General features: G+C 70.0%; 24 protein-coding genes. 18 read left to right on the top strand and 6 right to left on the bottom strand.

Annotated elements, in window-relative coordinates; all coding sequences use genetic code 11:
* Positions 1-444 precede the first annotated feature (444 nt).
* Complete coding sequence (locus ABD355_RS43635; protein ID WP_344406939.1) at positions 445-2934, top strand: DEAD/DEAH box helicase; 2490 nt, start codon at positions 445-447, stop codon at positions 2932-2934.
* A 109-nt stretch (positions 2935-3043) separates the two neighbouring features.
* Here the strand turns inward: ABD355_RS43635 and ABD355_RS43630 are convergent, their stop codons facing one another.
* Positions 3044-3721, bottom strand: coding sequence for a DUF6083 domain-containing protein (locus ABD355_RS43630; RefSeq protein ID WP_344406938.1), 678 nt, complete (start codon positions 3719-3721; stop codon positions 3044-3046).
* Between the two features lie 87 nt (positions 3722-3808).
* Positions 3809-4627, bottom strand: coding sequence for an endonuclease domain-containing protein (locus ABD355_RS43625; protein ID WP_344406937.1), 819 nt, complete (start codon positions 4625-4627; stop codon positions 3809-3811).
* 87 nt (positions 4628-4714) lie between these two features.
* Here ABD355_RS43625 and ABD355_RS43620 point away from each other — a divergent pair, with 87 nt between their 5' ends.
* On the top strand, positions 4715-5518 hold the full coding sequence (locus tag ABD355_RS43620; protein WP_344406936.1) for a hypothetical protein: 804 nt from the start codon (positions 4715-4717) through the stop codon (positions 5516-5518).
* A 61-nt stretch (positions 5519-5579) separates the two neighbouring features.
* Here ABD355_RS43620 and ABD355_RS43615 read toward each other — a convergent pair whose 3' ends face one another.
* Complete coding sequence (locus tag ABD355_RS43615; protein ID WP_344406933.1) at positions 5580-5762, bottom strand: hypothetical protein; 183 nt, start codon at positions 5760-5762, stop codon at positions 5580-5582.
* A gap of 110 nt (positions 5763-5872) precedes the next feature.
* On the opposite strand from ABD355_RS43615, the gene ABD355_RS43610 reads away from it, so the two are divergent.
* On the top strand, positions 5873-6313 hold the full coding sequence (locus tag ABD355_RS43610; protein ID WP_344406932.1) for a hypothetical protein: 441 nt from the start codon (positions 5873-5875) through the stop codon (positions 6311-6313).
* A 47-nt stretch (positions 6314-6360) separates the two neighbouring features.
* Positions 6361-6567: a hypothetical protein gene (locus ABD355_RS43605; protein WP_344406930.1), complete on the top strand. Its 207-nt coding sequence runs from the start codon at positions 6361-6363 to the stop codon at positions 6565-6567.
* 123 nt (positions 6568-6690) lie between these two features.
* Here the strand turns inward: ABD355_RS43605 and ABD355_RS43600 are convergent, their stop codons facing one another.
* Complete coding sequence (locus ABD355_RS43600) at positions 6691-7179, bottom strand: hypothetical protein (protein WP_344406928.1); 489 nt, start codon at positions 7177-7179, stop codon at positions 6691-6693.
* 436 nt (positions 7180-7615) lie between these two features.
* Here ABD355_RS43600 and ABD355_RS43595 point away from each other — a divergent pair, with 436 nt between their 5' ends.
* The 4 genes from ABD355_RS43595 to ABD355_RS43580 all read left to right on the top strand — a co-directional run bounded on the left by ABD355_RS43595 (position 7616) and on the right by ABD355_RS43580 (position 11243).
* Positions 7616-8653: a hypothetical protein gene (locus tag ABD355_RS43595; RefSeq protein WP_344406927.1), complete on the top strand. Its 1038-nt coding sequence runs from the start codon at positions 7616-7618 to the stop codon at positions 8651-8653.
* Positions 8654-8688: 35 nt separating this feature from the next.
* Positions 8689-8949, top strand: a complete 261-nt coding sequence (locus ABD355_RS43590) for a hypothetical protein (RefSeq protein ID WP_344406926.1) — start codon at positions 8689-8691, stop codon at positions 8947-8949.
* A 564-nt stretch (positions 8950-9513) separates the two neighbouring features.
* Entirely contained in the window at positions 9514-10494 is a 981-nt protein-coding gene (locus tag ABD355_RS43585; protein WP_344406925.1) for a ParA family protein, read from the top strand.
* 335 nt (positions 10495-10829) lie between these two features.
* Entirely contained in the window at positions 10830-11243 is a 414-nt protein-coding gene (locus tag ABD355_RS43580; RefSeq protein WP_344406923.1) for a hypothetical protein, read from the top strand.
* A 125-nt stretch (positions 11244-11368) separates the two neighbouring features.
* On the opposite strand, the gene ABD355_RS43575 is transcribed toward ABD355_RS43580, so the two are convergent.
* Together ABD355_RS43575 and ABD355_RS43570 are read right to left on the bottom strand one after the other, a co-directional pair.
* Positions 11369-12364, bottom strand: a complete 996-nt coding sequence (locus ABD355_RS43575; protein WP_344406921.1) for a hypothetical protein — start codon at positions 12362-12364, stop codon at positions 11369-11371.
* Complete coding sequence (locus ABD355_RS43570) at positions 12364-13293, bottom strand: ParA family protein (protein WP_344406919.1); 930 nt, start codon at positions 13291-13293, stop codon at positions 12364-12366. Before ABD355_RS43570 ends, ABD355_RS43575 begins: the two co-directional genes overlap by 1 nt.
* A 383-nt stretch (positions 13294-13676) precedes the next feature.
* Here ABD355_RS43570 and ABD355_RS43565 point away from each other — a divergent pair, with 383 nt between their 5' ends.
* The 10 genes from ABD355_RS43565 (at position 13677) to ABD355_RS43520 (ending at position 26120) form a co-directional block, all read left to right on the top strand.
* Positions 13677-15356 (top strand): DUF2637 domain-containing protein, encoded by a 1680-nt coding sequence (locus ABD355_RS43565; protein ID WP_344406978.1) that lies wholly within the window; start codon positions 13677-13679, stop codon positions 15354-15356.
* Positions 15357-16035: 679 nt separating this feature from the next.
* Positions 16036-16929, top strand: a complete 894-nt coding sequence (locus ABD355_RS43560) for a hypothetical protein (RefSeq protein WP_344406918.1) — start codon at positions 16036-16038, stop codon at positions 16927-16929.
* A gap of 38 nt (positions 16930-16967) precedes the next feature.
* Positions 16968-17234 carry a hypothetical protein gene (locus ABD355_RS43555; RefSeq protein ID WP_344406917.1) on the top strand — a complete coding sequence of 89 codons (267 nt, stop codon included), beginning with the start codon at positions 16968-16970 and terminating at the stop codon, positions 17232-17234.
* Complete coding sequence (locus ABD355_RS43550; protein ID WP_344406916.1) at positions 17231-18334, top strand: conjugal transfer protein; 1104 nt, start codon at positions 17231-17233, stop codon at positions 18332-18334. The genes ABD355_RS43555 and ABD355_RS43550 overlap by 4 nt, the downstream gene beginning before the upstream one ends.
* 18 nt (positions 18335-18352) lie before the next feature.
* Positions 18353-18640: a hypothetical protein gene (locus ABD355_RS43545; protein WP_344406915.1), complete on the top strand. Its 288-nt coding sequence runs from the start codon at positions 18353-18355 to the stop codon at positions 18638-18640.
* A complete protein-coding gene (locus tag ABD355_RS43540; RefSeq protein WP_344406913.1) occupies positions 18637-19233 on the top strand; it encodes a hypothetical protein in 597 nt (198 codons plus the stop codon). Before ABD355_RS43545 ends, ABD355_RS43540 begins: the two co-directional genes overlap by 4 nt.
* Positions 19234-21780 (top strand): ATP-binding protein, encoded by a 2547-nt coding sequence (locus tag ABD355_RS43535; protein ID WP_344406912.1) that lies wholly within the window; start codon positions 19234-19236, stop codon positions 21778-21780.
* Positions 21777-24047, top strand: coding sequence for a hypothetical protein (locus tag ABD355_RS43530; protein ID WP_344406910.1), 2271 nt, complete (start codon positions 21777-21779; stop codon positions 24045-24047). Before ABD355_RS43535 ends, ABD355_RS43530 begins: the two co-directional genes overlap by 4 nt.
* Positions 24040-25194, top strand: coding sequence for a C40 family peptidase (locus ABD355_RS43525; protein WP_344406909.1), 1155 nt, complete (start codon positions 24040-24042; stop codon positions 25192-25194). The genes ABD355_RS43530 and ABD355_RS43525 overlap by 8 nt, the downstream gene beginning before the upstream one ends.
* 752 nt (positions 25195-25946) lie before the next feature.
* Positions 25947-26120 carry a hypothetical protein gene (locus ABD355_RS43520; RefSeq protein ID WP_344406908.1) on the top strand — a complete coding sequence of 58 codons (174 nt, stop codon included), beginning with the start codon at positions 25947-25949 and terminating at the stop codon, positions 26118-26120.
* The last annotated feature ends 298 nt before the right edge of the window (positions 26121-26418 follow it).

Raw genomic sequence — 26418 nt, 5'->3', positions numbered from 1 at the left:
CGAACGAGCCGGGAAGCATTTCGACCGGCTTCCTGGCTCCTGCCTAACATGCCTAACAGGCGAACCACTGCTCTGACCTGTGCGATTCGTTCGTGCCCCTAGTGGTCATCAAATTCACCACCTGGCCGGCAGCCGCCAGCGATGTCAGCCTCCTGCGCTGGACGAGCACCATCACATCGCCGCGCCAAGTCCCATTCATGAGTGCTCCGTTGTGACCCCAACCCTTGCAACGCATACTTACACTCTGCATAATCTAGCTATGCCTTAAAGGGGTAGGCGGAAAGGAGGCCACTGATTCCCACCTCTTCTGCGGCGGCCACCGACTCAGTCGGCACCAGCGCGGCCGCCCCTACACCTTCGGGCCCCTCCCTCGTGGAGCGCCGGACACCGGTCCGCTCCGGATGGGACCATCGCATGCGACCTTCTGAGAAAGGCACGTTGGACATGCAGACACAGCCGCTCGTGGCTCTGCGCGAACACCAGACAGAGGCCGTCACGGCTGCGGTGCTGGCACTTGAAGTCGCCTCGGGTTCCGTCCTCCCGCCGGGCGGCCAGTGCACCCAGGTCATCCAGGCGACCGGCAGCGGCAAGACCTACGTCGCCGTGCACGTCGCCCACGAACTGCGGGCCGCTCGAGTCCTGGTCCTGATGCCGTCGCGGCCACTGCTGACCCAGACGGCAGCCGCCTGGCGCCTGGCCGGCCGCTCTGGCCCCGCTGTCGGTGTGTCCTCTCTACGGCAGAGCGACGTGGGCTTCCCCAACACCACCAACCCGGCCACCCTCATCCAGCTGCTCAAGGACGCCGGCGACGGGCCGGTCACCGTCTACGGCACCTACGCCTCGCTCGGAACCATTGAGGCCGCGCACCAGATGGGCCTGGCGCCCTGGGACCTGATCGTCGTCGACGAAGCGCACCGCACCAGCGGCCGGATGGGCAAGCCCTGGGCCCTTGTCCACGACAACACCCGCATCCCCGCCACCGCCCGCCTGTACATGACCGCCACCCCGCGCCTGTGGGCGTCCGGCGACGACAACGGCGAGACGGACACCGGCGAGAACGGCGCGGCCGGCGAGCTCGTTGCCTCCATGGACGACGACCCGAACGGCACGTTCGGCGCCGTCTCCTACAAGCTCACCCTCTCCGACGCGATCGACCGCGGCATCGTCGCCCCCTACCAGGTGCTGTGCATCGAGATCCAGGACCCGCACCTACAGACCCTGCAGCTCGCCGCCGACGGCGACGCCACCGAGGCCGTCCGCGCCGCTCGTCTGGCCGCCCTGCAGACCGCGGCGCTGAAGGCCGCGGCCGAGCACGGCTTCAAGCGCGTGCTGCCCTTCCACTCGCGGCTCGAGGAGGCCCAGGCGTTCTCCGAGGGCATGCACCGGATGGCCACGGCCCTGTACAAGGAGGACCCCGACCACTACCCGCACCCCGACACCATCTGGACCAGCTGGCTGTCCGGCGACCACAAGGCCGACCACCGCGCGCGCACCCTGCACGAGTTCGCCGCGGACCGGGAAGGGCCGGCCTTCCTGTCCTCCGTCAAGGTCCTCGGCGAAGGCGTCGACACCCGCGAGTGCGACGCCGTGTTCTTCGCCGACGTCCGCGGCTCCATGCCCGACCTCGTCCAAGCCGTCGGCCGGGCCCTGCGCATGCACCCCGGCGAGGGCAAGCTCGCCACCATCGCCGTGCCTATCCTCCTCGGCGCCGGCGAGACCCCCGACGAGCTGCTCACCTCCCCTGCCTACGCGCCGCTCGCCAAGCTGCTGACCGCGCTGCGGGCCCACGACTCCCGCATCGTCGAGGCCCTCGCCTCGCCCAGCGCCCCGTCCCGCCCCTCCCCCGCCGACGAGCCGGTCGCCGAGGACACCGAATCGTCCGACGGCGCCCAGGACGATGTTGAGGAGGCAGGCGACGCTGACGAGGAGACCAGCCGGGGGCTGCTCTCCTTCTCTACCGCCCACGATCCCCGCCAGATCGCCGCTTTCATCGGCATGCGCGTCCTCAACCCGGAGAAGGTGCACTGGCGTCGTGGCATCCAGGCCGCCACCCGCTACCTCGCCGAGCACGACGACCTGCGTGTCCCGTACGGCTACCGCACCCCCGCCGACTGGTCCCCCGCCGACTTCCCCCTCGGTGTGTGGATCGCCGATCTGCGCCGTTACTACCACGAGGGCACCCTCGACCCCGAGCGCATCGAGCAGGCCGAGAAGCTCGGCATGATCTGGTCCGAGTTCGACGCCGCCTTCGAAGAGGGACTCGCCGCGGCCGCCGCCTGGGCCGCCGACCACCACATCGGCCTGGCCGCACCCACCGACGCGATGCACGGCGACTATCCAGTGGGGAAGTTCCTGAGCAACCAGCGCGCCGCCGCCCGGCGCGCTGAAGTCCTCGCCCGCCACCAGGCGGAGGGCACCACCGCACCGGACAGCAGCACCACTCCTCTCACCGATCCGCGGCGCCAGGCCCTCGACGCCATCGACCCGGGCTGGTGCCCGCCCTGGCCCATCGACTGGCAGCGGCACTTCCGCCTCGCCTGGCACCACCGCCAGAGCGGCGGCGCCCTCCCCGTGGAGGCCGGCGAACTCGTCGTCGACGGCGCGGACATCGGCAAGTGGCTGGCCGCTCAGTCCCGCGCCTTCAGCAAGCTGACCGTCACCCAGCAGTGGATGCTCACCGGCATGCTCGGCTTCACGCCCGCCCCAGCCCCGCGCAAGCTCAGCCGCGCGGAGCAGCGCGAGCTGAACCTCGCGGCCGCCCGCCAGTTCCACGCCAGGGAAGGACACCTCGACGTCCCGCGCAACCACCGCGAGCCCGTCAACGGAACCGATGTCGGACTCGGCGCCTGGATCAACAACACGCGGGTTCGCCAGGCCAGCCAGCCCGCCGACCTGAAGGACACCCTCACCGCCCTCGGGATGCGTTGGGCGTGACGCCAGTAGCGTGCCGCGGGTAGAAGCCCTCGGGCCCATGAAATCGGGCCCGTACGCTCGACTCCCCAATTGGGGAGTCGAGCTCAAAGAGGTTCACGCGATGGCGCGGTCAGCATGAAGCGGTGAAGGCTGCGACGCGTTCGAAGTGGTGGGAGGTGCGTTCCTTGCCCCTGGCTCCGTTACAGGGAGCATTCGCGGGGGCGGAGCAGCGGGGGCAGGCCACGGTGCGGACCTGTTCGCGCGGCGGCTGCAGCCGCCGCTGCCCGCCGACCTGGGGACCAGGGATGCTCCGATAGCGGTCGGCGTGGAAGGCGGTGACACGCTGCTGGTGATTGACGTACCGGGCGGCACCGTTCGGGGCGCCGCACGGTTGTCCTGCTACGGCACCGCACTGGGGGCAGGCGACGGTGCGCACCTCTCGCCGGCTGGGGGTGCGGCGCAGGTCGGAGACGTCAGGCTGGAGCGCCTCCAGGGCGGCCTGAGTGGCCGCACGGGCTGCGCCCCTGCGCCAGTAGGCCAAGAGCTCGGCCACATCGGGCTGCGGCCTGGCGGTGCAGACATCTTCGTGCGCGACGCGCACGGTGTCCGTGGGGTCGGCCCAGCCGAGGTTGATGGCAGTGCCGTTTCCGGTGACACGCCAGCGCAGGCCTTCTGGCGCCAGGCGGGTGGGAGCGTCGCGGATGTCGAGGTCGATCTGGACACCGTCCGGGTCGGTGTGGCGTCGTACGGTGTCGCCGCAGCGCGGGCAGGTGGTCGGGGTCCCGAGGTCGGCGTACTTGGATGGCACGCGTTCAACGTAGCGGCGGTGTCACAGCGGTGGGGGCGACGCGCCGCGGGCCGGTTGAGATGCCGAAGGCGTGCTCGCGTCCTCGCCTTACCTCAGGTGGGCATAGGGATCCAGGCCTACAAACTCGATCTTTGCTCGCTCGGTGGCCCACACCTTGCGATAGCCGGGGTACGTCAATTCCAGGCGGGCTGCTGGAGGCGTCGCCAAGTAGGAGGCGTATGGGCACCCGTCGGGGTGGGGGCAACTGTCGACGCGCGTGTTGCAGTCGGCACACAGCAGGCCGCGGACCTGGCCCGTGACGTGGTCGTGGTCGACGTGAACGCCGGGCAGTGATCCGCAGGCATGACAGGCCTCACCCAGCTGCTCGACGAGCCGAGCCCGGACCCGGGCAACCGCAGATGTTCCCAATGGGGCTGGCCACTCACGCAGATACCCCGGACACCTCTCGGCCCGCTGCGTCAAAGACGGAGCACGAACGACGTCTGTGAGGATCACCTGCCACGTGACCTCGGCGCTCTCGAACCAGATCTCGCCGCGTTCGTGCTGCTGCCGACCCAGGGTCGTGCCCGCCCACAGTGGCGTCCCATCGGACACCCAGGTCACGCTCGCCTTGTGACGAACGCGAGTACCGCAGACCTCGCCGCCCGCAAGCGGCGTGGGCCGCTTGAAGACGCCGCCACCACACAGCACGCCCGCGGAGCCGACCAAGTGGAAGCGGCGGTCGTCACCGAGGACCGCGCGAACGGCCTGCGCGTCCCAGGTGTCTAACTTCCGGCGCAGGCACGGGTGAGGGGCGCGTTCGCGTACCCATTCCTCAACGTCCTCGTACGTCATCCACCAGGCGCGCTTCCAGAGCAGCGTCTCCCTGCGGGATTCAGGCAGGTCGTCCAGTGTCACCACATCCATGCCGGGACCGTAGAGGCTGGCACTGACAGTCGGCGGATTCCGCGATTCACAGAATGTGAATCGCTCCCAGCGGGCAGACTCGTCGTCATGGCACGCCCCACCCGGAAGTCGGCTGCTCCGACGAAACCTCTGCTCAGGAAGCCCGTCCGGATCGGCGCTCTCGATGCCGCAGCTGTCATTGGTGAGTTGCGCCAGCTGCACGAGGATGCCGAAGACAAGGAAGTCGGCCGGATGCCCGCCGACGAGGAGTTGTTCGGGGCCCTTCTGCACCTCGAAGCCAACGCGGGCGCGCTGAAGAGCGACAAGGCGCGGCGCCAGGCCGCGATCGCACGGGTGAGGCTCTGGGAGTACATCCGCGAACAGGCCGACCTGCACCAGGCGAAAGCAGTCGAGCACGCCCGGGCTGCGGGCGTGGAATGGGCGGACCTGGTGCCGGCGCTTGCCGTGAACACCGCCAGCGCGGCCTACAACAAGGCCAAACGCCTTCAGGCCGCCATCCTCAACGCCGCTTCCCATGGCGACCGGCCCGTGCGGCGGACACCTGAAGCAGTCGTCACGGCCGAGCGGCAGGCAGCTGCCCAGGCCGCGGCCCGGCGGCGTGCGGAGGAAGCGGCTGCTCGGCGTCACGCGCTACTCGTGCCCGTGGCGCAGAGCCTGCTCGAGCACCGGACCGGCCTGGACGACAACGGGAACGTCCCATTCTGGCTGGACCAGATCGCCGCTGTGCTGACCAGCTGCACGACTCCCACGCAGATGGTCAGCCTCGGGACCTATGTGGAGGCTGTGGTCCGTGAACTGCGGAAGATCGAGCGCACGACGGCACGGCCTGCGGCGACTACCGACGGCGCCCGGCTCGCCTACGCGGCCGCAGCAGAGGTCGTCACCGGATGACGGCCCCCACGCCCACAGCGGTCCCGTACCGGTCATACGAGCCAGCGGCCGTCCACAGCCTCTAGCCAAGCTGCTGTGCTACCGGCTGCAACTGCGGGCCAGCAAGGCCGAGCACGCCGATAGAGCGGAAGTCATCACCGCCCTCACGACCGAGCTGCGCAGCCAAAGCGTCCTCACCGCGCGCCGGATACCTGCAGGCCGGATCTGCGAACGCGGATTGCCACCAACTCATGTAGTAGATCATGGAGTTGGAGCCTGGCGCCGGAACCGCGGTCTCGTACCACTGTCCGCCGCCTCCCCAACGGCAGGCCTAGACCGGCCGATGAGCACTCAACTCCCGCGAAGGGAACCTGCATGCCCGACGACGAGCAGAAGCGCCCCGCCCCCTGGATGTACTCCGGTGGTAGCTGGACCCGCCTCAACCATGACCCCATCCCCGAGAACCACGGCAGCTACGAGGACAGCCGGAAGGCGGCCGGATACGAACTCTGGTTCGGCTCCGGCAAGGTCTACCACACTCCCCTTGCCTTCGAGGTGTACGCACGCTTCCACCCTCACCCCGAACCACGCTTCGTTTTCGACCTCGACGGCCCCATGTACGGACAGACCTTCTATGCCGCAGATCTTCCCGACGCCCTCGCCCTGACGCAGCAACTCGCTCCCGTCCTCCAGGCCCTCACGGTCACCGACCAGATCGCCAACGCCGACCCCGAATCCCTGTCCGTTCTTGGTGACCTCCTCGACAAGATGCACGGCCGCAGTCGGGGCAACAACGGCAAGACCGTCCCCCGATGACCAACACGGTGGTCACACCCCACTCCATCTAGGAAGGAAGGACACCTATGTCCCTCGAACCCGACGACTTCGCAACCGACCAGGACGCGATGCAACACGTCCTCGGCGAACTCGCCCGCGGAATGCTCGGCATCATCACCTATCTCGAAGGCCAGGCCGCGAAGAACGGCACCGACGCCCCCGGCGACTGGATCCGCGAGCACATCACGGAAGCGGAGCGCATCATCCACGGTCGCCGCTGGTGGCTGCCCTGAGCAAGCGGCCTGTACCGGCGCCGGCGGCCCCCATCCCCACGCGAGGGTGCGGGCCGCCGTTGTCCCGACCTGCCCGACTCGGCACCCGCAATGACCGAGAGGAAGCTGTTGCGACGCGAGGTGTCAACGCCGTGACGTGAGGGCGCGCATCAGGTCGAGCCCGTCGACAACCCGGCCGTCCATGTTGGTCAGGGGGGCTGTCTGGGGGCCGCTCTCCCACTCCGCCCGGATTTCCTCGAGTTGCTGAGCGGAGATCGCCGCACCGGCCGTCGGGGTGGTGACGACCTTGTACGGGATGCGGGTGCGGCGCCCGGGGGCGGCCTGCACCACGACCACGGCGATCTTCTGGTTCGGGGCGAGGGGCTCGGAGCCGAACGCGCGGTGGTCGTGCTCGCCGGGCAGAGCTTCACGTACGCGGAACGAAGCACCGGCGTTCCGCTCGAACCACCGCCGATCGGCTTCGGCTGCCTGATGTCCCGCTGCTGCATTGGTGCGTGACGGCCCTCCAGCGGCAGCGGCTTCCTTGCCCAGGCCGTAGACGGTGTGGCCCTCCCATACCGGGGTGGTCCGGTTCTGGTTCTTCTTCTTTTTCCGCGTACGGCTGACCGCCACGTCACCACTCCCTGTCCCAGGCCCGCGCCGGGCCCGTCGGGCTGCTCAACGAGACAGCCGGGACGTGCGCGGTGGGCCAAGCGGGGGAAAGCCGCGGTGTCCGTGCGCGTGTCGGGCCTGTTGAACGCGGTATGCCGTGCTCACCGGGCAGCTGACTGAACGCGTGCTCCTGCTCGCCTCTCCCCTCCGGGCTTGACCAACGGGACCCGTCCGAGTGAACCGGTGACGGTGTCGGCCGTCCCTGGCCGTGGTTGTGCTGGATGCTGGTCGGAACTGGCCCGAGGCAGGCCACGTTCCGACGCCGCCCGATCCGGCGTACCGGGACGCAAGGAGCGTGGCATTGCACCGGCCTGCACCACCGTGATCACCCCCAGCAGCTCGTCAGTGTTCGCCGACGTGCCGGGATCGGGCCGAGGCGCGTCAGGAAGGCACTGTCGTGAGCGACCGCTCCTCGTGGGAGTCCCGCAAGCTGCGCTACTGGGCCGAGTGCAGTGGGCAGTCCCGACGCACCGGCCTTCGAACCAGCCACCCGGCGCCCGCGGCCTCGCCGGCGCAGGCGCGGCTGGAGAGCCGCGTCCTTGAGCAGCTGGGCACCTCCCCGAGTCTGTGCGCGCACCCCTTCGGTATCGCCTCCCTGACCAGCGCCACCACGTCCCTCACCCTGGACCTCGACCCCTACATGGGGCAGGAGCGGTACTCGTTCCCTGAGCACTGTCTGGGTCGTCTGCTGCCTGCGGCTCCTTCACCGGGCAGCGGGGATGATGTGCCCGGGATCCCTGGCCTGCGGGTGAGCGGCATCGAGGCCGGCGGCCGGCAGCTGCACCTGCACATGGCGAAAGACCCGGGGCAAGCGGCAGCGCTCGTGCTCGTTCTGCCTCGTGGGCTGGCGGAGGGCTGGGCCGACATCGAACGCCAGCACCGGCACTGGTGCGAGGACAACGGGATGCGACCGCTGTGGACGACGCCGCACCTCGATCCCGTGGAATCCGGTTACCTCAATGCCTATCCCAGTCTCGAACGCTCGCGAGCCAGGCGGGCCGCGGTGGGCAGCGCTCTGCTCCGACGTATCGCGCTCTTCCACACAGTCACCGCGTTCTACCGTGTCCAGTGCTGGGACGACGGCGACAGCTGGAAGATCGACGCCCGCACCGCCCACCCTCGGGCTCCGTGGCACGACCAGCTCCTGCAGCGGCTGTGCCACCCGCGATGGGGCCTGCCCGTGCACGTGGCCCACCGGTTCTGCCATTGCGCCGAGCCGGACGCCCCCTACCAGTGGGGCCACACCTGCGCCTTCTACTTCGACAGCCACGATGAAAACGACCGCATCTATCTCCGCGTCCACGCCAGCCCCGAAGGACGCGACTACGACCGGCAGATCGAGACGCTGCGCCAGGTGGGAGCATCGCAGCGCTGGACGGCCCGAGCTTTTCCACCGGGCGCTGTCCAGCACCATCAAGCGGAAAAGCTGCGATAGCGGCACGTTCGCTCACCGACCGGGGAAGAAGGCTCATGCCTGGACCGGACCTGCCGCCGGCGGCGGCTCCCATGACCGCACAAGCGTTGCTCAGCCGGTGGCCCACCGCCGCGCAGAAGGTGGAACTCCTTCACGGCGTGCTCGTCTTCGTCGGCGACTTCGACGAGCGTGACCTCGAGACGGCGCGGCGTACCTATCCGGGCCGTCGTCCGGTGCTGAATGCCGACGGCGGCCTGGAGGTGCATCCGGCCGGAGCGGGTGATCCGACGCCCCTGCTCACGCAGGAAGGCGGGTGACCCATCAATCCTCTTGTGCTGCCGCCCGGGAGCGGAACGCTGGTCAGGGCCGTTGTTCAGTGGCCCCCCGTAGCCTCGCCTTGGGGCTATGACGGTTCTGAGCCGGAGGCATGAGACGGCCGCTCCCCTTGTGCCACAAGGCCTGGCGGGTCGACTCCCCAATTGGGGAGTCCATGGCGCAACTGCCCCCGCCCCGGCTGCACGTCCCTAGGCCGAAGATCGTTGAACGCGATGTCCCTTGAAAACACTGGGCTGTGGGCGCGACTCCCCAATTGGGGAGTCGCATGGCGCGCCCCGGCTCTGGGGTCAGCTCCACGCCGAGGGTGCTGCGTGTTATGCGATGGGCACGCAGCGGTCTCCGCAGTGCCGCTATGAGCCGTCCTATATGGCGCGCTAGACGGGTTGCCCGCGGTCCCGAGACGCATCGCGGCTGTCGCCGAGCCCGATTGGGGGAACGTGCTCGCGGAGTTCGAGACCAGCGTGCGTGTCGTGCCGGACAGGCGAGTGCCTCTCCATAACGTCGATCATCACATTTCAGCCGTTATGTGATGAGAGGTGAATGATGTGAGCCTGCCCTTCAATCCGCTCGGCCTCGTCGATCTCCGCAGAGTCAAAGCCGCTCTGCAGCGCAGAATGCAGCTGATGGCGGAGGACCTCCTCGCGTCGAAGATCTTCGTCATCATCAACGGCAAGGGCGGCGTGGGAAAGTCGAGCCTGGCCGCTGCCCTGGCCGTCGCCCTGGCCAAACTCGGGCTCCGCGTCCTGCTCATGGAGATGGACGAGCAGGGCAACAACGGCGAGGACACCGGCTACAACGGCACGGACCTCGACGACGGAGGACAGGCCCAAGCGGCAGCCATCCTCGACGGCAAACCCCTCACCCCGACCGGCGAAGCACGCCCCGGCCTCTTCGTGGTCCCAGGCGGCCCCGCCCTCGAAGACATCATCGAGGAGCTGTACTGCCAGCGCCGCGCCGCGCGGCATGCCGACAACCCTGAAGATCAAGTCGCTTGGATGGGGATGTATGCGGCCGCCCTCGATGCCGTACGCGATCTCTACGACGTGATCATCCTGGACGTTGCGCCCGGGAGTGAACCGCTGCAGCTCCAGGCACTCGTCGCGGGGGACATGACCATCATCCCGTCCCGCAGTGATCCCTCGTCGCGGAAGGGGCTCCGGACGGTGGGCCGCCGCTTCGCCCAGGCGCTCTCCCTCAACCCCATGCTGCGGCTCCTCGGCGTCGTCGTCTTCGGGACCAACTCCAGCGCCACCAGGGTGCAGTCCAACATCCGCAACCAGCTGACCGCCGACCTCAAGGGCAACGCGCCGGTATTCGAGCAGACCATCAGGTGCGTCGAGTCCGCCGCCGTCACCTGCAGATCCCGCGGCAAGGTGCCGCAAGAGCTCGTCAGCGCCCAGGACCTGGAGCCTGCCGTCCTCCGCTCCATCAAGGCCTTGGCGGGTGACTACAAGTCGCTCGCGATGGAGGTCCTGCAGGCCAAAGCAGATCTCGACACCAGACGGCGCGAAGGGAATGCGGCATGAGTGAGACAGCGAGCGACACCATCAGGAGCGGTGGCCTGCCTGAAGACGATGGCAGTCTCGACGGCTTCGCGCTTCCGCCGACCGCAGCGGCAGCCTTCGCCCCGACTGCCCGAACCCGCCGTCCCGCGCCGGCGACCGAGCCGCACGCGCCGAGCGGAGGCAGGGCAGCCGACCCCGTGGCAACCCCGACCACTGTGAACAGCTCAGCTGGTCCCTCGTCTGTGCCGCACGCAGCACCCCACGCCTACGCCACCCTGCCGGCTCCTGCGCAGGCCCACTTCGCACCCACGGCGCCTTCCAGAGCTGACTCCCAGGACCCGCTCCCATGCCTGATCATGGTCGACCTGGAGGTCCGCCGACGGTTCGAGCACTACCAGACCGCCCAGAGGCTGGCGACCGGCCACGAGCCCACCAACGCCATCGTGGTGCGCAGGGCCTTTCTGCACGCCAAGCGTCACAGCCTCTTTCACCAACTCCGGGAAACCGTCCGGCACCAGCAGCACACCCTCACCGAGGAGGACGACGACCCAGACGGCCTGTTCGGGGATGTCCCCACCCGCCGGGTCGAGCGCGGTCGCACCAAGAGCCGCACCCAGCAGTCGTTCCGGCCCTCGGGCCGCGAACTCGCCGTGTACGACGCCTACAGCAGCCACCACGGCTTCCCCAACCGCAGCGACTTCCTCAACGAGCTCCTCGACGCCTTCCTGCCTCCGTTGCCCTCCGCCCCCAAACGCACGGCCGGCCGGTAGAGCGAGGAAGCGGATCCGGGCCGCCGCGGGAAGGAGTTGCTGCCGGCGCGCCTCTTCGTGCCCGGAAGAGATCGCGAAGAGGGCGGGGTCAGCGCGTGACCCCGCCCTCTTCGTACGTTCGGCATCTAGTCCGGCCGGCGCACCGCGACTGCCCGCCCGATCTTGTTGAGGAGGTTCTCTATCTCGGACAGTGCTGTGGCTGCGGCCGCTGGGCTCTCTTCGAGGGCTCGCCGCACGGCCGGCTTGCTGATGCCCCGCTCTGCCTCACGCAGAAGTGCCAGCGTCTCGTTCAGCCGGTCCAGATCAGCCGAGTTCCCGGCAGACCCCTTGGGATTACTGGCCTGTGGGCCGGACTCCCCAATTGGGGAGTCCGGCTGGCCGCCGATCGTCGTGATGTTGTGGACGGATCCCTCGGAGCCGTTCACGCCTTCGCCGGCCGCCTTCGCCTCGCCAGCGTCCTCGGACTCCGCGGCGCCTGCCAGGGGCTCCGGCGCGGGCGGGGGTGCCAGGACACCGCGCACCATCTGCCCGATCTCACCCGGGGTCGCCTCACTGGTGAGGGGAGGCAGCCGACGGGTGACCTCGGCCAGCAGATTCGCCGTCACGCGCTTGCCCGTGCGGGCCACGGCGTCATACACCGCGACGGCCGCCCTGTCGCCGGCGGCGTTCTTGATGTCCACCAGCTGCCGGACCTGGGACTCGCGCGGGTGCCAGCCCATCTGCGACAGCGCCTCGCCGATACGCCACTCGTCCATCAGGCGGTACACCTGGGACTCGGAGATCTCCCAGCTCACCCAGACGAAGTCGGCAAAGTTCGGATGACCGGAGTTGCGGTGCAGATTGCCGGTCGCCATGGTCTCGAGGCTCTTGCCCGCGATCCAGAACGCCTTGTGGAGGTTGTCCATGCCGGCGCGGCAGGCCTGGAACGTCTTCTCCTCGTCGGGCGTGAGCTCGCCCTCGCTGGCGGGCGGTCGCGGCGCCGGGATGGATTCGAGGGTCGTGCCGACGGGGGCCTTCACCACGACATTGGCTTCCTGCAGCACGCCGGGCAGCCCACTGCCCAGCAGGCCCTTCGGCCGTACAGCGGTGTCGGTGGGATCGTCGTCGAACGCGCCGGACATCAAGCAGCCTTCCTGCAGTGTGCGTCGATTTCCTGGTTGAGCCGATCCATCTCCTCCGCGAGGGGCTTGATGGATTCAGGCACGACGTCCGCGCGCTGGGCGCGGCCCGCCGCTACGTCGTAGCTCTTGGCACTTGAGGGAAGCAGGGCCGCGTACTCGGCGAACGTCAGGCCCTTCTTCCGTGCATTGACGGCCGGCATCTCTCGGTATCCGACAACGGTCGACAGCATCGGGGTGTTCGCGCCGAGGATCTTCATCACGTCCTGACGCACTTCCTCATGCAGCTGCGTGGCGCTTGGGTTCGACCCGTACAGGCAGGCCCCGGCGACCTGGAGCTGCGGGTTCACCTGGCTGCGTACCAGCTTGTAGTTGCGGGCGATGCGCCGCATCCCGCGTATCGACGTGTCGTCGGATCGGGTGGGCACGAACAGCCACCGGGCGGCGGCGAGGGCAAGCTGTTCCAGGGCGTCTTGCTCGGGCGCGCTGTCCAGGATGATCCGGTCGTACCACGGTGCGATCGGAGCGAGTGCGCGAGCCAAGGAGGCAACGACAAAGACGCCTTCCATCGGCATCCGCGCGGTCAGCAGGGTCAGCAGTTCACCGACGGCTTCGCCGCCCGGCACCACGTCGAGGTTGGGGCGCACCTCGCGGACCGGGAGCAGGGCCGTGCGGTCCTGGATCGCCCGCAACAGACCCTCGCCGTTGAGTACCGACGGGCCGTCGGGACGCAGTCCCCTGTCGAACCGCTCGATGCCCAGGTCGTCGTCGTCCTGACTGGTGACGCAGATGAGGAGGGTGCGCTCGCCCTGGGCCGCGTGCCAGGCGGCTTTTTGAGCAGCGATGGTGCTCTTGCCGACACCGCCTTTGCCCGTGCCGATCATGACGGCGTTCTCGTGCGGTTCGATGATGTCTACCGCATCACTTAGCACCGGAAGCGGCCTCCTCGTACGTACCTGCCGCGCGCTCGGCTGAGCTCCGGCAATCGGCATCCTGGCACACCGCACCCCTTGGAATCTCTGGGCCATCGGCTCGACTCCCCAATTGGGGAGTCCACTCGGTCGCGGCGCCGGTCAACGACGCGCCTGCTTTCAGAGGTTGACGCCCCCAACCCCGAGCAAGATCAATCCCGTGAAGTGGGCCACAGCTACCGGACACGAATCGGTCAGATGATCACTATTCGTTGACGATCGGACTCCGTGCTCCGCCGAACTGCTGCTTCGTCATGCAACGCGTGAGAGTGTGAAGCCCGTTCGGACGGGATGTTCTTGAGGGAGGGCAGCACGACGTGGCCGCGCCACTGCAGCTGACTCGGATGCACCGGGTTCTCATCGGCGTGGTCGTGACCGGCGCGGTCGTCATCGCCGGGATCGGCTTCGCAGGCTCGTACGCAGCCGTCCGCGAGTTGGCCATCAAAAAGGGCTTCGGGAACTTCGCCTATGTCTTCCCGATCGGCATCGACGCGGGCATCTGCGTCTTGCTCGCCCTGGACCTTCTCCTCACCTGGATCAGGATCCCCTTCCCGCTGCTGCGGCAGACGGCCTGGCTACTCACCGCGGCGACGATCGCCTTCAACGGCGCGGCGGCCTGGCCGGACCCGCTGGGCGTGGGCATGCACGCGGTGATCCCGGTCCTCTTCGTCGTCGCGGTCGAGGCGGCCCGGCACGCGATCGGCCGGATCGCCGACATCACGGCCGACAAACACATGGAAGGCGTCCGCCTCACCCGCTGGCTGCTCTCCCCGATCCCGACCTTCCTGCTGTGGCGCCGGATGAAGCTGTGGGAGCTGCGTTCCTACGAGCAGGTCATCAAGCTCGAGCAGGAGCGCCTGGTCTATCAGGCGCGGCTGCGCTCGCGGTTCGGGCGTGCGTGGCGCCGGAAGGCTCCGGTGGAGTCGCTGATGCCGCTGCGGCTTGCCCGCTACGGAGTGCCGCTTGCCCAGACCGCACCTGCCGGGCTGGCGGCCGCCGGCATCGATGAGCCCATGCCCCTCATCTCCGGCCCGTCGCCTGTCGCCGGCCCGGCGCCACTGGCTCCCGCCAGTGCCGAGCATCAGCGGGCCCTGGAGGTCGGTGAGTTCGCCGAGACGGTCTCAGGCCACCGGCACGAGAGCCAGGCCGCGGTGGCAACGCCGACCGCAGGGGAGGCCGCTTTGGCACCGGAGACGGTCGCCGAAGTGCCGGCCGAGGAGGCACCCGCGGGGCTGACCGCAGACTCGCACTCCAGCTTCCCCACGGCGTACGCGGAGTTCCTCAACCGCTACGGCGACTTCCCCAACGCCCACCAGTTCGCGCTCTTCCTCGCCGACAGCTACGGCATCACCGACTACGGACAGCCGATCCCCGAGAAGGATCTGGTGCCGGTGGTGAAGGAGCTGCGGCGCCGAGCCGAGAACCCGGGGGAGTGGGTTGCCGATCCGGCGGTGACCGAATTCCCGAGGGACGAGATGACCGATCCATCGGTCACGGATCCCGCACAGGCGCGCGTGACCGATCAGATCGGTCACGCCGTATCGGTCACCGGCGGCGCTTCCCTGGTCGGCTCACCGGTCGGGCCGGCCGCCCCGCGGGCTACCCAGCCTGAGCCGGTGCCCACGGCATCGGCTGCCGACGGCCTTGCTGTCGGCGGCCGGCTTCCGCGGCAGACCGCCCTCGATTTCACGACCGGTTCGGTCACGGGCCGGACGGACGGGGATGCGACCACGTGGGAGGCGACGGTGACGGACACCGGCGAGGCCACCGCGCGGGTTCCCGAACAGCAGGTGGACGAGACGCCAGTGGGGGAGCTGACCGAGGACCAGCGGATCGACCGCGTCGTCCAATGGCTGCTCGAGGCGGAGGCCGCGGGCAAGAGGTTCTCCGGGGCCGAAGCGGCCCGCCGCAACGAGGTGTCTCCCAAGACGGGGCAGCGCGACGTCCTCAAGGCCAAGCAGCGACTGGAGGAGCAGCAGCGCGAGCGAGGCCGCGCGCACCTGCGGTCCGTGCGCAACAGCTGACCCGCTCGACGGGGCAGCAGGAGCGCCCACAACGCACTCAGGCTTCGGGCCCGGCCAGGTTGTCCGGGCCCGAGACGTGTGCCCACCCGCTCGGCCAAGGCACGGCGCGACCCCGCTTCCTGTGGCCGTTCCGGTGTCCCGGCCGTGACCGATTCACTGGCCGCCAAGGCGTGACCGATGGGCGCTGAGGCGGATCGGTCATGACCGATCCGCCTGTCGTGACCGATGACCGATAGCGCGTCGACCGGTCATCGGTCATGACCGATCGGCGTGGATCGGTCATGCGCCGCCGTGACCGATCCTGCGGTCACCGGCACCTCTTTCCGACTCGGCCAGAGTGGCTTGTCCACCCGGATCGGTCACGGCCCACCCACCCGCGGATCGGTCACCGTCGTCCCCCTCGATGGCGCTCGACCGCGCCCAACCACCGTGAGTTCGACCGGCCCCAGGCGGCGCCGATCGCGCGGCTTGCCCGGGTTCGGGAGCGGCTTGCCCCGGGTTGCTCCGCCCGGTCACCCGGGCTTGCCCTCCCCGCAGGGCGGCTTGCCCATCCCGGGCATGCCCGGCAGTTGTGGAAATGGGCAAGCCTGTCACCTGCTCTTTCAAGGGTTTGGGCAAGCCTTTGGGCACGCCCGGCTGAGGAGAGTTCACGGCACGAGATCCGAGAGGAGCCAGTGCCGTGCTCGACCTGCCAACCCCCATCCCGACCGCCCGCGGGATCTTCGCCCGCCTGGACGCGGAGTGGGCGGAGCTGTGCGAGGACGCATCCGTTCGGGCCGCGGTGACCGACTGGCTGATGACCGATCGCCTCGCCGACGACGTCGCCGCCGTGACCGATTCCTGGGTGCGCACCCTGGGCCCCGAGCAACTCCTGGCCGCCCTGCGCCCCGGCCGCGGGGTGCTGTCCGACGCCCTGACCGATGCGGTGCTGCGCAGCCTCCTGGTCCGTGCAACCGGTCATGACCGATCGGCCACGCTCGCCGCGCGGATCATCGTCCAGGCCATGCTCCCGGCCGCGGTGCGTATGACGCGGGGACAGGTGCGAGGGACCGGCGGACGCACCTGGGACGACGTCGGTCACATCGTGATCGCCGCCCTGTTTGAGGTCGCATGCTCCGGCCGCATCCACATCCGGCCCGGCCGGCCCGCCGCGAACCTCGCCCTGGACACGCTCAGCCGGGTCTGCCGCGAACTCGCCGCCGACCGCGAGCCCGACCGCGAGGACCTCGCCGCCGCCGAACACCTCGCCGACCTCACCCCGGGACCGGACGCACGCGCCCACGCCGCCGCCGTCCATCAGGCCGCGCACGCGGCCGGCCTCACCACCGACGCGAGCGTCGGCGAGGCGGAGGCCAGCAGCGCCCGCCTGGAACTCCTCGAACTCGTGCTGGAGGCGATGGAGCACGGCTCGATCAGCCCCGCCGACGGACAGGCCATCGCCTGGCACTACACCACCAGCCCGATCCCCGACGCGCAGGCCGCGCACCACGCCGGCACCACCGCCGCCGCCTGGAGGCGCCGACGCAGCCGCGCCGTCGAGCGGCTCAAGTCCTGCCTGCGCCCCGCCGCCTGAAGACCGCCCACCTGATTCCGACTGAGACGGAGACCCGCATGCCCACCCGTACGAGGACCCGGCTGGACGAGGACGAAGAGCGCGTCACCCGCGCCCAGCGGCTGCTGATCGGCCTGGGCGCCGCCCTGGTCCACCGCCCGTTCGACACCGCCACCCACGACCAACTCCTCAGCTTCCTGACCGACGACGCCGAGAAGGTCCTCGCCTCGCTGGAGGTGCTGCGCCGGCGCCCCGAAGCCGAACTGCGCGCCCGGGTCGCCGAACTGGCCGGCCACAGCCTGCTGCCGACGGGAGGCGCAGCATGAAGCGCGCACTGACCCGCCGTCCCGCCAAAGGCGCGCCGTCCGAGCCTCCCGTCGTGGAAGAGGAGTGGGATGTCGACGAGCCGGCCACCGACGACGCTGGCAGCACCGACATCGGCGGCTGGTCGACCGGCGCCCGCGCCAACACCAGCGCCCTGCTGCGCTGGGCGGCCTGGGGCCTGCTCGTCATCGGCCCGGTCCTCGGTGCCGCCGCCTTCGCGCGGGCCTCGACGACGCCCGCTGCGCAGCCGACGGTGACGGCAACCGCCCCCACAGGCACCGGCTCCCAGGGCGCGGCCGGCTTCGCCAGCCTGTTCGTCGCGCAGTACCTGCGCGCAGGGGAGGGCGACCAGGACAAGCTGGCCGCGTACTACCCGCCCGCAGGCGACCTCCAGCTCGAGGGCGATCCCGGCCGGCGTCACGGCGAAGACCTCACCGTCGTCCGCCTGCGGCAGACCGACCCCGATGTGTGGTCGGTGACCATCGCGGCCCACATCGTGTCCGACACGAAGCCAGCCGCCACGGCGACGTCGTCCACCGACGACGCACAGCCGTCCGCCGCCCAAGCGGCTGCGGACAACCTCCACTACTTCCAGGTGCCCGTCGCCGTCGGCCCGGCCGGGGGAGGTGCCACCGGCTACACCGCCTTGTCGATGCCAGCCGAAGTCGCTGCGCCCGCCCGCATCAAGAGCCCGGATCTGATCTACGGACCGGCACAGCCGGCCTCGAGCTCCGACCCGCGCACCCAGGCGGTGACCCAGTTCCTCGGCGCCTACCTGACGGGCTCCGGAGCGCTGGACCGCTACCTCGCCCCCGGCACCAAGCTCACCGCGATCACGCCCGCCCCGTACACCGCCGTCGCCGTCGACCAGCTGCAGATCGAAGGCGACCAGGGCGCCGAGCCGGTCACCACCGTCCCTGCGGACGGCACCCGTACCCGACTGGTCGTCACGGTCCGCGCGACCGGCCACGACAAGGTCCGTGTCCCGCTCTCCTACGCCCTCACCCTCAAGGCCCGCGCCGGCCGCTGGGAGATCGCCGCACTCGACGGCGCCCCCTCGCCCGCGCAGGCGGCCGAATCCGCCCCCGCTTCGACCCCCTGACCGAAGGAGCACCTCACCATGCAGACCGTCACACTCGCCGCGGACTGGATCACCATCGGGACCGGTCTCGGCACCGACATCAAGACCTTGATCTTCAAGGTGTTCATTCCCGTGCTGTGCGGGATCTTCATCCTCGTCGTCGGCTTGAAGACAAGGGCCCCCGGCCCGACCCTGATGGCGGTGATCTTCGCCGGGGTGGTGCTGGGGCTGTCCCTGAGCATCAACACCATCGGCAAGTCCACCAGCGACACCATCAACGAGTACAACAACGGCGGGGGCGGCAAGGTCGTCCAGGGCGACCAGTGAGCGCGCCGGACGACCTCGACGAGGACTTCGTCGGCCGCTGCTACACCAAAGCCCGCCGCGCCCCGCTCGTGCACGGCGTGGTCCGCAGCGTCAACGGCGGCCCCAACTTCCGCCTGCCGTTCGGCCCGTACACCCTCACCCAGCTCGCCGCGATCGTTCTCTCGGTCGCCCTGCTGGTCCTGTCCCGCCCCCTGTGGGGCGGGCACGGGCTGGGGGACCTCCTCGTCCTGGTCCTCGTCCCGGCTGGCGCCGCCCTCGCGATGCGGCACCTGCACATCGACGGCCGCAACCCGGCCGCGGCCGCCGCGAGCGTCGCGGTGATGCTCGCCAGCCCGCGCTGGGGCCGCGTCCACGGCCGTCCCCTCCGCCCCGCCCGCACTGAGCGGGATGCGCCCCGCGTCACCCTCGCCGCTCCCGCTGCCGGCGACCCCCTGTCGCCGGCGCGGCCGCCGGCCCCGGTGCCCCAGCGCACCCGCCCGGCGGCCCCCGCCGCGTCGGCGTTGCGACCGGCTGCGCCCGCGCCGATGGCGTCGGGGGTGCAGGCACTGCTCGCCCGCCGCACCCCGCCGGCCCCCACCGACTTGGAGAAGTAAATGCGTCTGCCCATCCGTCACATCGCCCGCAACCTGATCTTCACCGCGTCCGGCACCGTCTGGGCGGTGTGGCGGGTGGCGGCCGCCAACTACTCCCACGCCCCGCAGGCCGCGAAGAAGCGCCGGCTGAAGGCGCTTGAGTCGCTGTTCAAGTCGTTGACCGGCGAGCCGATGTTGCTGAGCCTGTGCCCGCAGGTCGACCCGATCGCCGTGGTGCGGGCCATGGTCGCCGATGTCGACCTCGCGCGCAGCCCGCGCTACGAGCAGCTCGGTCACGCCGTCCTCGACCAGCTCGAGGCGATGGAACTGACCGGGCGTACCGACTGGCTGGCCGTGCCGCTGCCGGCCCTCTCCCAAAGGGACATGCTCGCCTCGGCGTTCCGTGCCGCGAGGGCCGAAGTGTCCACCTCCCTCGGGCTGATGCCCGCCCCGGTCAGCGCCGGCGAAATCACCGAGCGGGCCGCGCAGGCCGAGCGGATGCAGGCCCGCTGGCCCGCCGGGGTCGCGATGCGGCCCGCGACCGAGGCGGAAATCCTGTGGATCTACGGGCACAGTGCCCGTCGGGGGCTGTCCGAGCCGTTCCTCCCGGACGGCACCGAGCCGGCCGTACGGGGGCGCGGCCGCACGGTCGCCGCCCTGGGGGAGATGCTCCTGGCCGAGGGCGGCACCGACTTCGACACCCGCCGCCCCGTGCCCGGCAACCCCTTCCAGCGCCGGTATCTGCAGGTGTCCAGCGAATGGGGCGACTCGTACCAGGCGCTGCTCGCCCTCTCCGAGATGCCGGAGGCCTTCGCGCTGCCGGGCGCCGCCTATCTGCAGCAGCTCGACGACCTGGCCTATCCCGTGGACTGGACGGCCCGCCTGGTCATTACCCCCGGCCGCAAGGCCGAGGCCAAGAGCCGAAAGCGCGCCCGGCATCTGCGCACCCAGGCTGCCGAGTACGAGGGCGACCCGGCCGGCCCGCCGGCGTCGATCGCCAAGAACCAGGCCGACAACGACGAGTTCCGTGAACGGGTCTCCTCCTCCGAACGGGAGGTGGAGATCCAGGCCATGGTCACGCTCGCCGTGTGGGGAGCGAGTCCCGACGAGGTGCAGGACCGGGCGGCCGCACTCGCCCATGACTTCGGCGCCACCGACTACACCTTCGCCCGGCCGGTGGGGGAGCAGGCCAACCTGTGGCGGGCCATGCTGCCCGGCTGCCGCACCCCCCGCGTGCTGACCGGCTACGCCCAGACCCTCCTCAGCCGCGACTTCGCGCTGTCGATGCCGTGGTGCGGCAGCGCGCTCGGTGACGACCGCGGCGGTCTGTTCGGGCTGCAGCTCGCCTCCGGCGGCGCCCGCCCGGTGCTCATCGACCCGGCCCGCGGCCCCCGCGAGAACGCCTCCGCGTCCATGGCCTTCATCGGCGAGCTCGGCGCCGGCAAGTCCGTCGGGCTGAAGACGGCCGTCTATAACGTCCTCGCCCGCGGCCACCAGCCGGGCAAGCCCAACTCCCGCGGCCGCGCGGTCATCGTGGACCGCACCAAGGAAGAGGAGTGGGTGCGGTTCGCGAAGGCCTGCCCCGGCACCACCCAGGTCATCCGCATCGACCAGCACGCCGAAGTCAGCCTGGACCCGCTGCGGCTGTTCACCGGCGACAGCCCGAAGATCGCCGCCCGGTTCTGCGAGAGCTTCTTGACCCTGCTGCTCGGCGTCAAGCCGATGGAACTGGAGGGCGTCGCCCTGTCCGAGGCGGTCGAGGCGGTGCTCGCCCAGCCCCGCCCGTCCATGCGCGCTCTGGTCGACGAACTCGCCGAACGCGGTCGGACCGACGACGCCGCGGCCCGCACCCTGGCCCGCAAGCTCAAAGCGGTGGCCCGCAAGGACCTGGCGGCCGTGGTCTTCGACGACGCCCTGCCCGTCGTCGACACCCGCCGGGCCGACTGCGTTGTCTTCGCCGTCAACTCCCTCCAGCTGCCCAAGAAGGCCGAGCTCGCCAGCGAGCACCGCATCGAACGCCTCGAGTTCGAAAAGGTCCTGGGCCGCGCCGTCATGTATCTGATCGCCGCCGTGGCCCGCGAGACCGCCATGGCCTCCAAGGAGGAGTTCGCGGTCGCCGTCTTCGACGAGTGCTGGTACCTCACCTCGAGCGACGAGGGCCTGGAGCTGCTGCTGGAGCTGATGCGGGACGGCCGCAAGCACAACGCCGCCGCCTACGTCGGCTCCCACGACCCCGACGACATCGGCCCGTCCGCTTCCGAAAAGGGCGCGATCATCCGCGGCCTGATCCCGCACCGGTTGATGTTTAGGCAGACCACCCGCGCCCTGGCCGTCCGCGGCCTCGATTTCCTCGGGGTCGACTCCGCCGACCCCGACCTGCTCGACCTGGTCACCTCCGGGTTGTCCCCGATCGACCTGCCCGAGGAGGAGCGCATCGCCCGCGCCGGCGAATGCCTCTACCGCGATCTCGCCGGCCGCATCGGCCTGATGAAGGTCCTCATCCCCTTCGACACCGTGGTGGCCCGCGCCATCCACACCACGCCCAGCGACTACCGGACCGCAGCATGAGGGCAATCAGACTTCTCCGGATCCGGCTGCGCACCCTGGGCGGCGCCCGCCTGCGCATAGCGGTGCTGTTCGCCGCCATCGCCGCGACCACCCTGACCCTGCTCACCTCCCTGCCCGCGCACGCCGCTCCCTCTCCGACGCCGTCCCCGAGCGCTACCTCCAGCACGCCGGCCACCGGCAATGCGCCGAGTGCGCAGGAGATCGAGGACGCACAGAAGTTCATGGAGCAGGCCCAGGAGCAGCTGTCGAAGTCCGCTCAGGCCGCGATGCTCGACGCCCAGGCGGACGATCTGCGCAAGCAGCTCCCCAACGAGGGCGGCATCCTCGGCGTCTTCTCCGTCACCGACGCCAACAATCTGCCGATCAGTGTCTACACGGTGGAGTCGGACACGGGCTCGTTCGCGCGCTGGGACCTCGGCTTGATGAACCTGCTCACTGGGGGCTGCTACATGCTCACCAAGTGGGTGATCGCGTTCTGCTGCTGGCTGATCGCCTGGTCGCTGTCCTTCGGGCTGGCCAAGCTGCTGCTGTCGCCGGCGCTGGCCATCGCCAACTCCCTGCACAGCCGCGTGGTCATGGAGATGGGTCTGCCGAGCGTGTTCCTCGCGTTGTGCGCCCTGATCTGCACCGCACGGATCTTCTTCGGTGACCGGGCCAAGGGGTGGGGCGATGCCGCCCTGTCCATCGTCCTGGCGGCCCTGACCACCACGCTGCTGTCCTCCCCACCGCAGACCCTGCTGGGCGACAACCACGGAGCGATCGCGGTCACCCGGGGCTTCGCCCTCGACGTCGCCGACGTCGTCCTCGACGCCGACCCCACCAACTCCTGGGCCCACAACGACGTCACCACCCCGGCCACCTCGTTCACCCTGTCGCGCCCCCTCACCGACGCCCTGACCGACGCGTTCATCGTGCAGCCGGCGATGCTGCTGCAGTACGGCCAGACCTTCGACGGCGCCTGCGCCCGCGACTACGCCCAGACTCGCATCAAGCAGCTCGCCTACCAACGGCAGACGGACAAGGTCATCGACCAGGCCGTCAAGATCGGCAAGCTGACGGCCGTCCTCCGCGGCGACTTCTGGGACACCCAGTTCGGCTGGGAGGAGCGGCTCGGCGCCACCTGGGCCATGAACCACTTCGGCAGTCCCCCCATGGACGCCTTCGAGAAGAAGTGCGTCAAGGGCGACATCAACACGGCGAAGAAGGCCAGCCTCGACAAACTCGGCGGATCCCTCTTCCTGCTCATCGCCGCCCTCATCGTCGGCGTCCTCATCACCGGCCTGGCCGGCAGCTTCCTCACCGCCCAGTGCCGCATCGCCTGGGACGCCATCCGCGGCGAACCCGCCCTGCTCGCCGGCACCATCCCCGGCCTGGGGCGCGCCTTCCTGTGGGACTGGTGCGCTTCCGTATGGCGCTCCCTGGCGCAGATGCTCGTCGCCGTCACCTCCCTGGCCGTGTTCATCATCGTCATCAAAGCCGTCCTCGACCCCGTCCAGACGGACTGGGGACGCGAGTTGAGCCTGCGATTCCTTGCCGTGGACGTCGTGTGCATCGCCGCGGTCAAAAAGCGCAAGGCACTCCAGGCCCGCACCCAGCAGATCGCGAACAACCTCAAGTCCAAAATGTCCGGCGGCCGCGTCGGCGGCACCCACGGCTCGATCTTCACCCCCGCCGCCACGCCGATCTCCAAGTCTCCGCAGCTGGGCCGGAAAACAGCCCGCGTGCTGGTGCGCGGCGCCCTGGCCACCACCGCGCTGGCCACCGGCAACCCGCTGGCCGCAATCGGCTACGCGATGCCGCAGTCCGTCGGAGCGACCGCACTGATGTCCCGTCTCAGCCGCGGCCACCGCGGACCAACCCGCCCGCGGCCCGCAGGACGCTCTCGACGCCCCATGCCCCCGACCCCGGCGTCCGGCGCCCCCGCGACCCCGCCGCGGCCGACCACCGCGCCGCCCCGGCCGGCGTCCCCGCCCAGGCCCATGCGGCCGCCGAACCCCGGACCGCCGGCGCGTCCCACCGGTACGCGTCCTGGAGCCGGCCCGAACCGGCAGCGGCCGCGCCACCAGCCGCCGCTGCAGCCGGCCAACTCGCCTCGCCAGCAGCAGCTGCGGCGCCGCCTGGACCGCGGGGTCCGCCGCACGCCGCCCACCCCGCGGCGCAGCCTGCAGCCCAACCGGGCCTCCCAGGACGACTACGAGAGCTACCTGAGCGAGCTGGAAGAAGCGGAGCTGCGGCGCCGCGCGGCGGGTGATCCCAGCAATGAGTAGTCGTACGAAGAAGGTGCTGGGTGGCACCATCGCGCTCGTCCTGCTGGTCGTGATCCTCATGGGCGCCGTCGCCGGCCACGTCATCGGCCTGGGCGAAGCCCAGGCACAGGACGCCGCGGCCCAACTGCAGTGCCAAGGGACGGGCGGTGCCGGCCTGGACGCCGACACCGCCCAACTCGCCCAGCAGGTCAGCTCCCTGGTCTCCGGCAGCAGCGACGTGACGGTGTCCGGGCTGCCCGACCCGAAGGAGCAGCTCCCCAACGCGAAGACCATCGTGGCGACCGGGATCCAGCTGAAGATCCCGGCCCGCGGCCAGATCATCGCGCTCGCCACCGCCCTGCAGGAGTCCGCCCTGCGCAACCTCGACCACGGGGACCGGGACTCCCTGGGCCTGTTCCAGCAGCGGCCCTCCCAGGGCTGGGGCACCCGAGAGCAGATACTCGACCCCGTCTACGCGAGCAAGAAGTTCTACACCGCCCTGAAGTCGGTGAAGGGCTGGGAGTCGATGCCCGTCACGGTCGCCGCGCAGAAGGTACAGAAAAGCGGCTTCCCCGACGCGTACGCGAAGCACGAGCCGCTGGCGACCGCGCTGCAACAGGCCATCGCCCCCACGCTCGGCGCGTCCGTGGGCAGCCCCACCGGCGCGGTCGCCAACCCGTACGCCCTGAGCTGCGGCCCCCAGACGGACGGTTCGCAGTACGGGACGATCCAGGCCGGCACGCTGCCCGACGGCTACCAGATCCCCGCCACCGCCAAGCCCGCCGCCCGGGCCGCGATCCAGTGGGCCCTGCAGCAACTCGGCACCCCGTACCAGTGGGGCGGCAACTGCAGCAACCCGCACGGCAGCGCCCCCGCCGGCCACTGCGACTGCTCCTCGCTGATGCAGCGCGCGTACGGCGTCGCCGGCATCCAGATCAGCCGCACCACCTACACCCAGATCCACGACGGGCGGGCCGTACCCGCGAACGCCAGCGCCCTGCAGCCCGGCGACCTCGTCTTCACCGAGGGCTCCGCCTCCCGCCCGGAACATGTGGCGATGGCGATTGGGGACGGTCTTCTCGTGCACGCTCCGCGCCCGGGCCGGGTGGTCGAGGTGGCGAGGGTCGCCACGCACGGCACGATCCTCGTCGTACGGAGGATCGTCTAGCCGTACGGGACGGCGCCGCCGTCATTGAGGGCTGTTTCTAGAAGCGGTGCAGGTCAAAGGTGCATGGCAGCATAGGGGGTTGGTGATCGGCGTCGGGGGCTGGGATGGGAAAACGCAAGGGCAAGCGCCGGTGGCGGCCGTTGAGCGCGCATGAACAAGAGATGCTGATGCGTCGCGAGCAGCAAGGGGCGGAGTGGCATCGTCGCTACCTGGACCGGGCGCGGCGTCTGCGGCGGCAGCAGGCGAAGCGGTTTTTCATGTGGAAGCTCGTGGGGGGCGCCGTAGGGGGCGTGCTTGCTGGCGTCATGCACGCTCTCGGACGCATATGAGGCCCACTGCGGCTCCAGGTGCGGGCGTTCGACGAGCTGGAGGCGTACGACGGCGACGTAACCGAGCCGGTTATCGACGGGTTCTTCTCGGCGGGCCCGCCCCTGTCGTCCGAGTTCGATCACGCACGCGCTGACGGGTGCGGTTAACACCGTCCGAGGTGGTGTGGGCGCCAGCAGCTCACCCCCTGAACCCCGCGAAATGCGGGCGAGAGCCGCGCGGAGCCATCTGTGGAGCCGTTGTTCAAGACTGTAACCGCGGGCCAGGACAGTTGAGATAGCCGGATCCGGCGCCTGTCCGAGGGGACTTGCGCCCCTAACTCTGCACGAACGCATGCTGCTGCCCGTTCGTCAGCCCGTCGTGCCAAGGGCGACACCATCCGCATGTGAGTCACGCATGCCTGAACCCAAGGGGATAACTCCGCCGTGTCCACGATCACCCTGCTCGTCCTGCTGCTGCTCGTCATGGTCGGCTTCCTTGCTGTCGGCGCACTCGTCTACCTAGCGCACCGTCACCCGGCAGCGCGGGAGCCGCTGCTCGTGGGCCTGGCCGGTGTGGCCGCGATGGCCGCGGTCGTCACACCGATCGTGACGCGCTGAGCCGTCGAACAGGCGCCGCCGTGCAGCTCGACGGCGGCTTCTCGATGGGCCTGTCGTGCAACCGTGTACGGCGGCCCATCGCAAGAACGACGCTCGAAGACAACGACGATCACCGCGCACCGTTTCCCGACCCACTTCGTACGGCGCTTCGTGTAAGGAGCGGAGTACCCTGGCTAGTTGACGCCGTTGATGCAGCGGCTGGAGGCCTGCGCATAGGACTGCGGTCCGCGTGCGCACGACCCGTGTCTCCCCACCCGCAATTCCCGGGATGGGCAACCGGATTGCCGACGGCTTACAC

This window comes from Streptomyces longisporus (assembly GCF_039532765.1).
GTDB classification, from domain to species: Bacteria; Actinomycetota; Actinomycetes; order Streptomycetales; family Streptomycetaceae; genus Streptomyces; species Streptomyces longisporus.
The sequence above is the reverse complement of the archived record's forward strand: the minus strand, read 5'-3'. Positions and strand labels throughout refer to the sequence as shown.

What these genes read in the sequence shown, in the direction of transcription:
- ABD355_RS43635 (WP_344406939.1), top strand. Translation starts at nt 445, where the DNA reads ATGCAGACACAGCCGCTCGTGGCTCTGCGCGAACACCAGACAGAGGCC.
- ABD355_RS43625 (WP_344406937.1), bottom strand. Translation starts at nt 4,627, where the DNA reads ATGGATGTGGTGACACTGGACGACCTGCCTGAATCCCGCAGGGAGACG.
- ABD355_RS43620 (WP_344406936.1), top strand. Translation starts at nt 4,715, where the DNA reads ATGGCACGCCCCACCCGGAAGTCGGCTGCTCCGACGAAACCTCTGCTC.
- ABD355_RS43615 (WP_344406933.1), bottom strand. Translation starts at nt 5,762, where the DNA reads ATGATCTACTACATGAGTTGGTGGCAATCCGCGTTCGCAGATCCGGCC.
- ABD355_RS43610 (WP_344406932.1), top strand. Translation starts at nt 5,873, where the DNA reads ATGCCCGACGACGAGCAGAAGCGCCCCGCCCCCTGGATGTACTCCGGT.
- ABD355_RS43605 (WP_344406930.1), top strand. Translation starts at nt 6,361, where the DNA reads ATGTCCCTCGAACCCGACGACTTCGCAACCGACCAGGACGCGATGCAA.
- ABD355_RS43590 (WP_344406926.1), top strand. Translation starts at nt 8,689, where the DNA reads ATGCCTGGACCGGACCTGCCGCCGGCGGCGGCTCCCATGACCGCACAA.
- ABD355_RS43580 (WP_344406923.1), top strand. Translation starts at nt 10,830, where the DNA reads ATGGTCGACCTGGAGGTCCGCCGACGGTTCGAGCACTACCAGACCGCC.
- ABD355_RS43575 (WP_344406921.1), bottom strand. Translation starts at nt 12,364, where the DNA reads ATGTCCGGCGCGTTCGACGACGATCCCACCGACACCGCTGTACGGCCG.
- ABD355_RS43565 (WP_344406978.1), top strand. Translation starts at nt 13,677, where the DNA reads ATGCACCGGGTTCTCATCGGCGTGGTCGTGACCGGCGCGGTCGTCATC.
- ABD355_RS43555 (WP_344406917.1), top strand. Translation starts at nt 16,968, where the DNA reads ATGCCCACCCGTACGAGGACCCGGCTGGACGAGGACGAAGAGCGCGTC.
- ABD355_RS43550 (WP_344406916.1), top strand. Translation starts at nt 17,231, where the DNA reads ATGAAGCGCGCACTGACCCGCCGTCCCGCCAAAGGCGCGCCGTCCGAG.
- ABD355_RS43545 (WP_344406915.1), top strand. Translation starts at nt 18,353, where the DNA reads ATGCAGACCGTCACACTCGCCGCGGACTGGATCACCATCGGGACCGGT.
- ABD355_RS43535 (WP_344406912.1), top strand. Translation starts at nt 19,234, where the DNA reads ATGCGTCTGCCCATCCGTCACATCGCCCGCAACCTGATCTTCACCGCG.
- ABD355_RS43530 (WP_344406910.1), top strand. Translation starts at nt 21,777, where the DNA reads ATGAGGGCAATCAGACTTCTCCGGATCCGGCTGCGCACCCTGGGCGGC.
- ABD355_RS43525 (WP_344406909.1), top strand. Translation starts at nt 24,040, where the DNA reads ATGAGTAGTCGTACGAAGAAGGTGCTGGGTGGCACCATCGCGCTCGTC.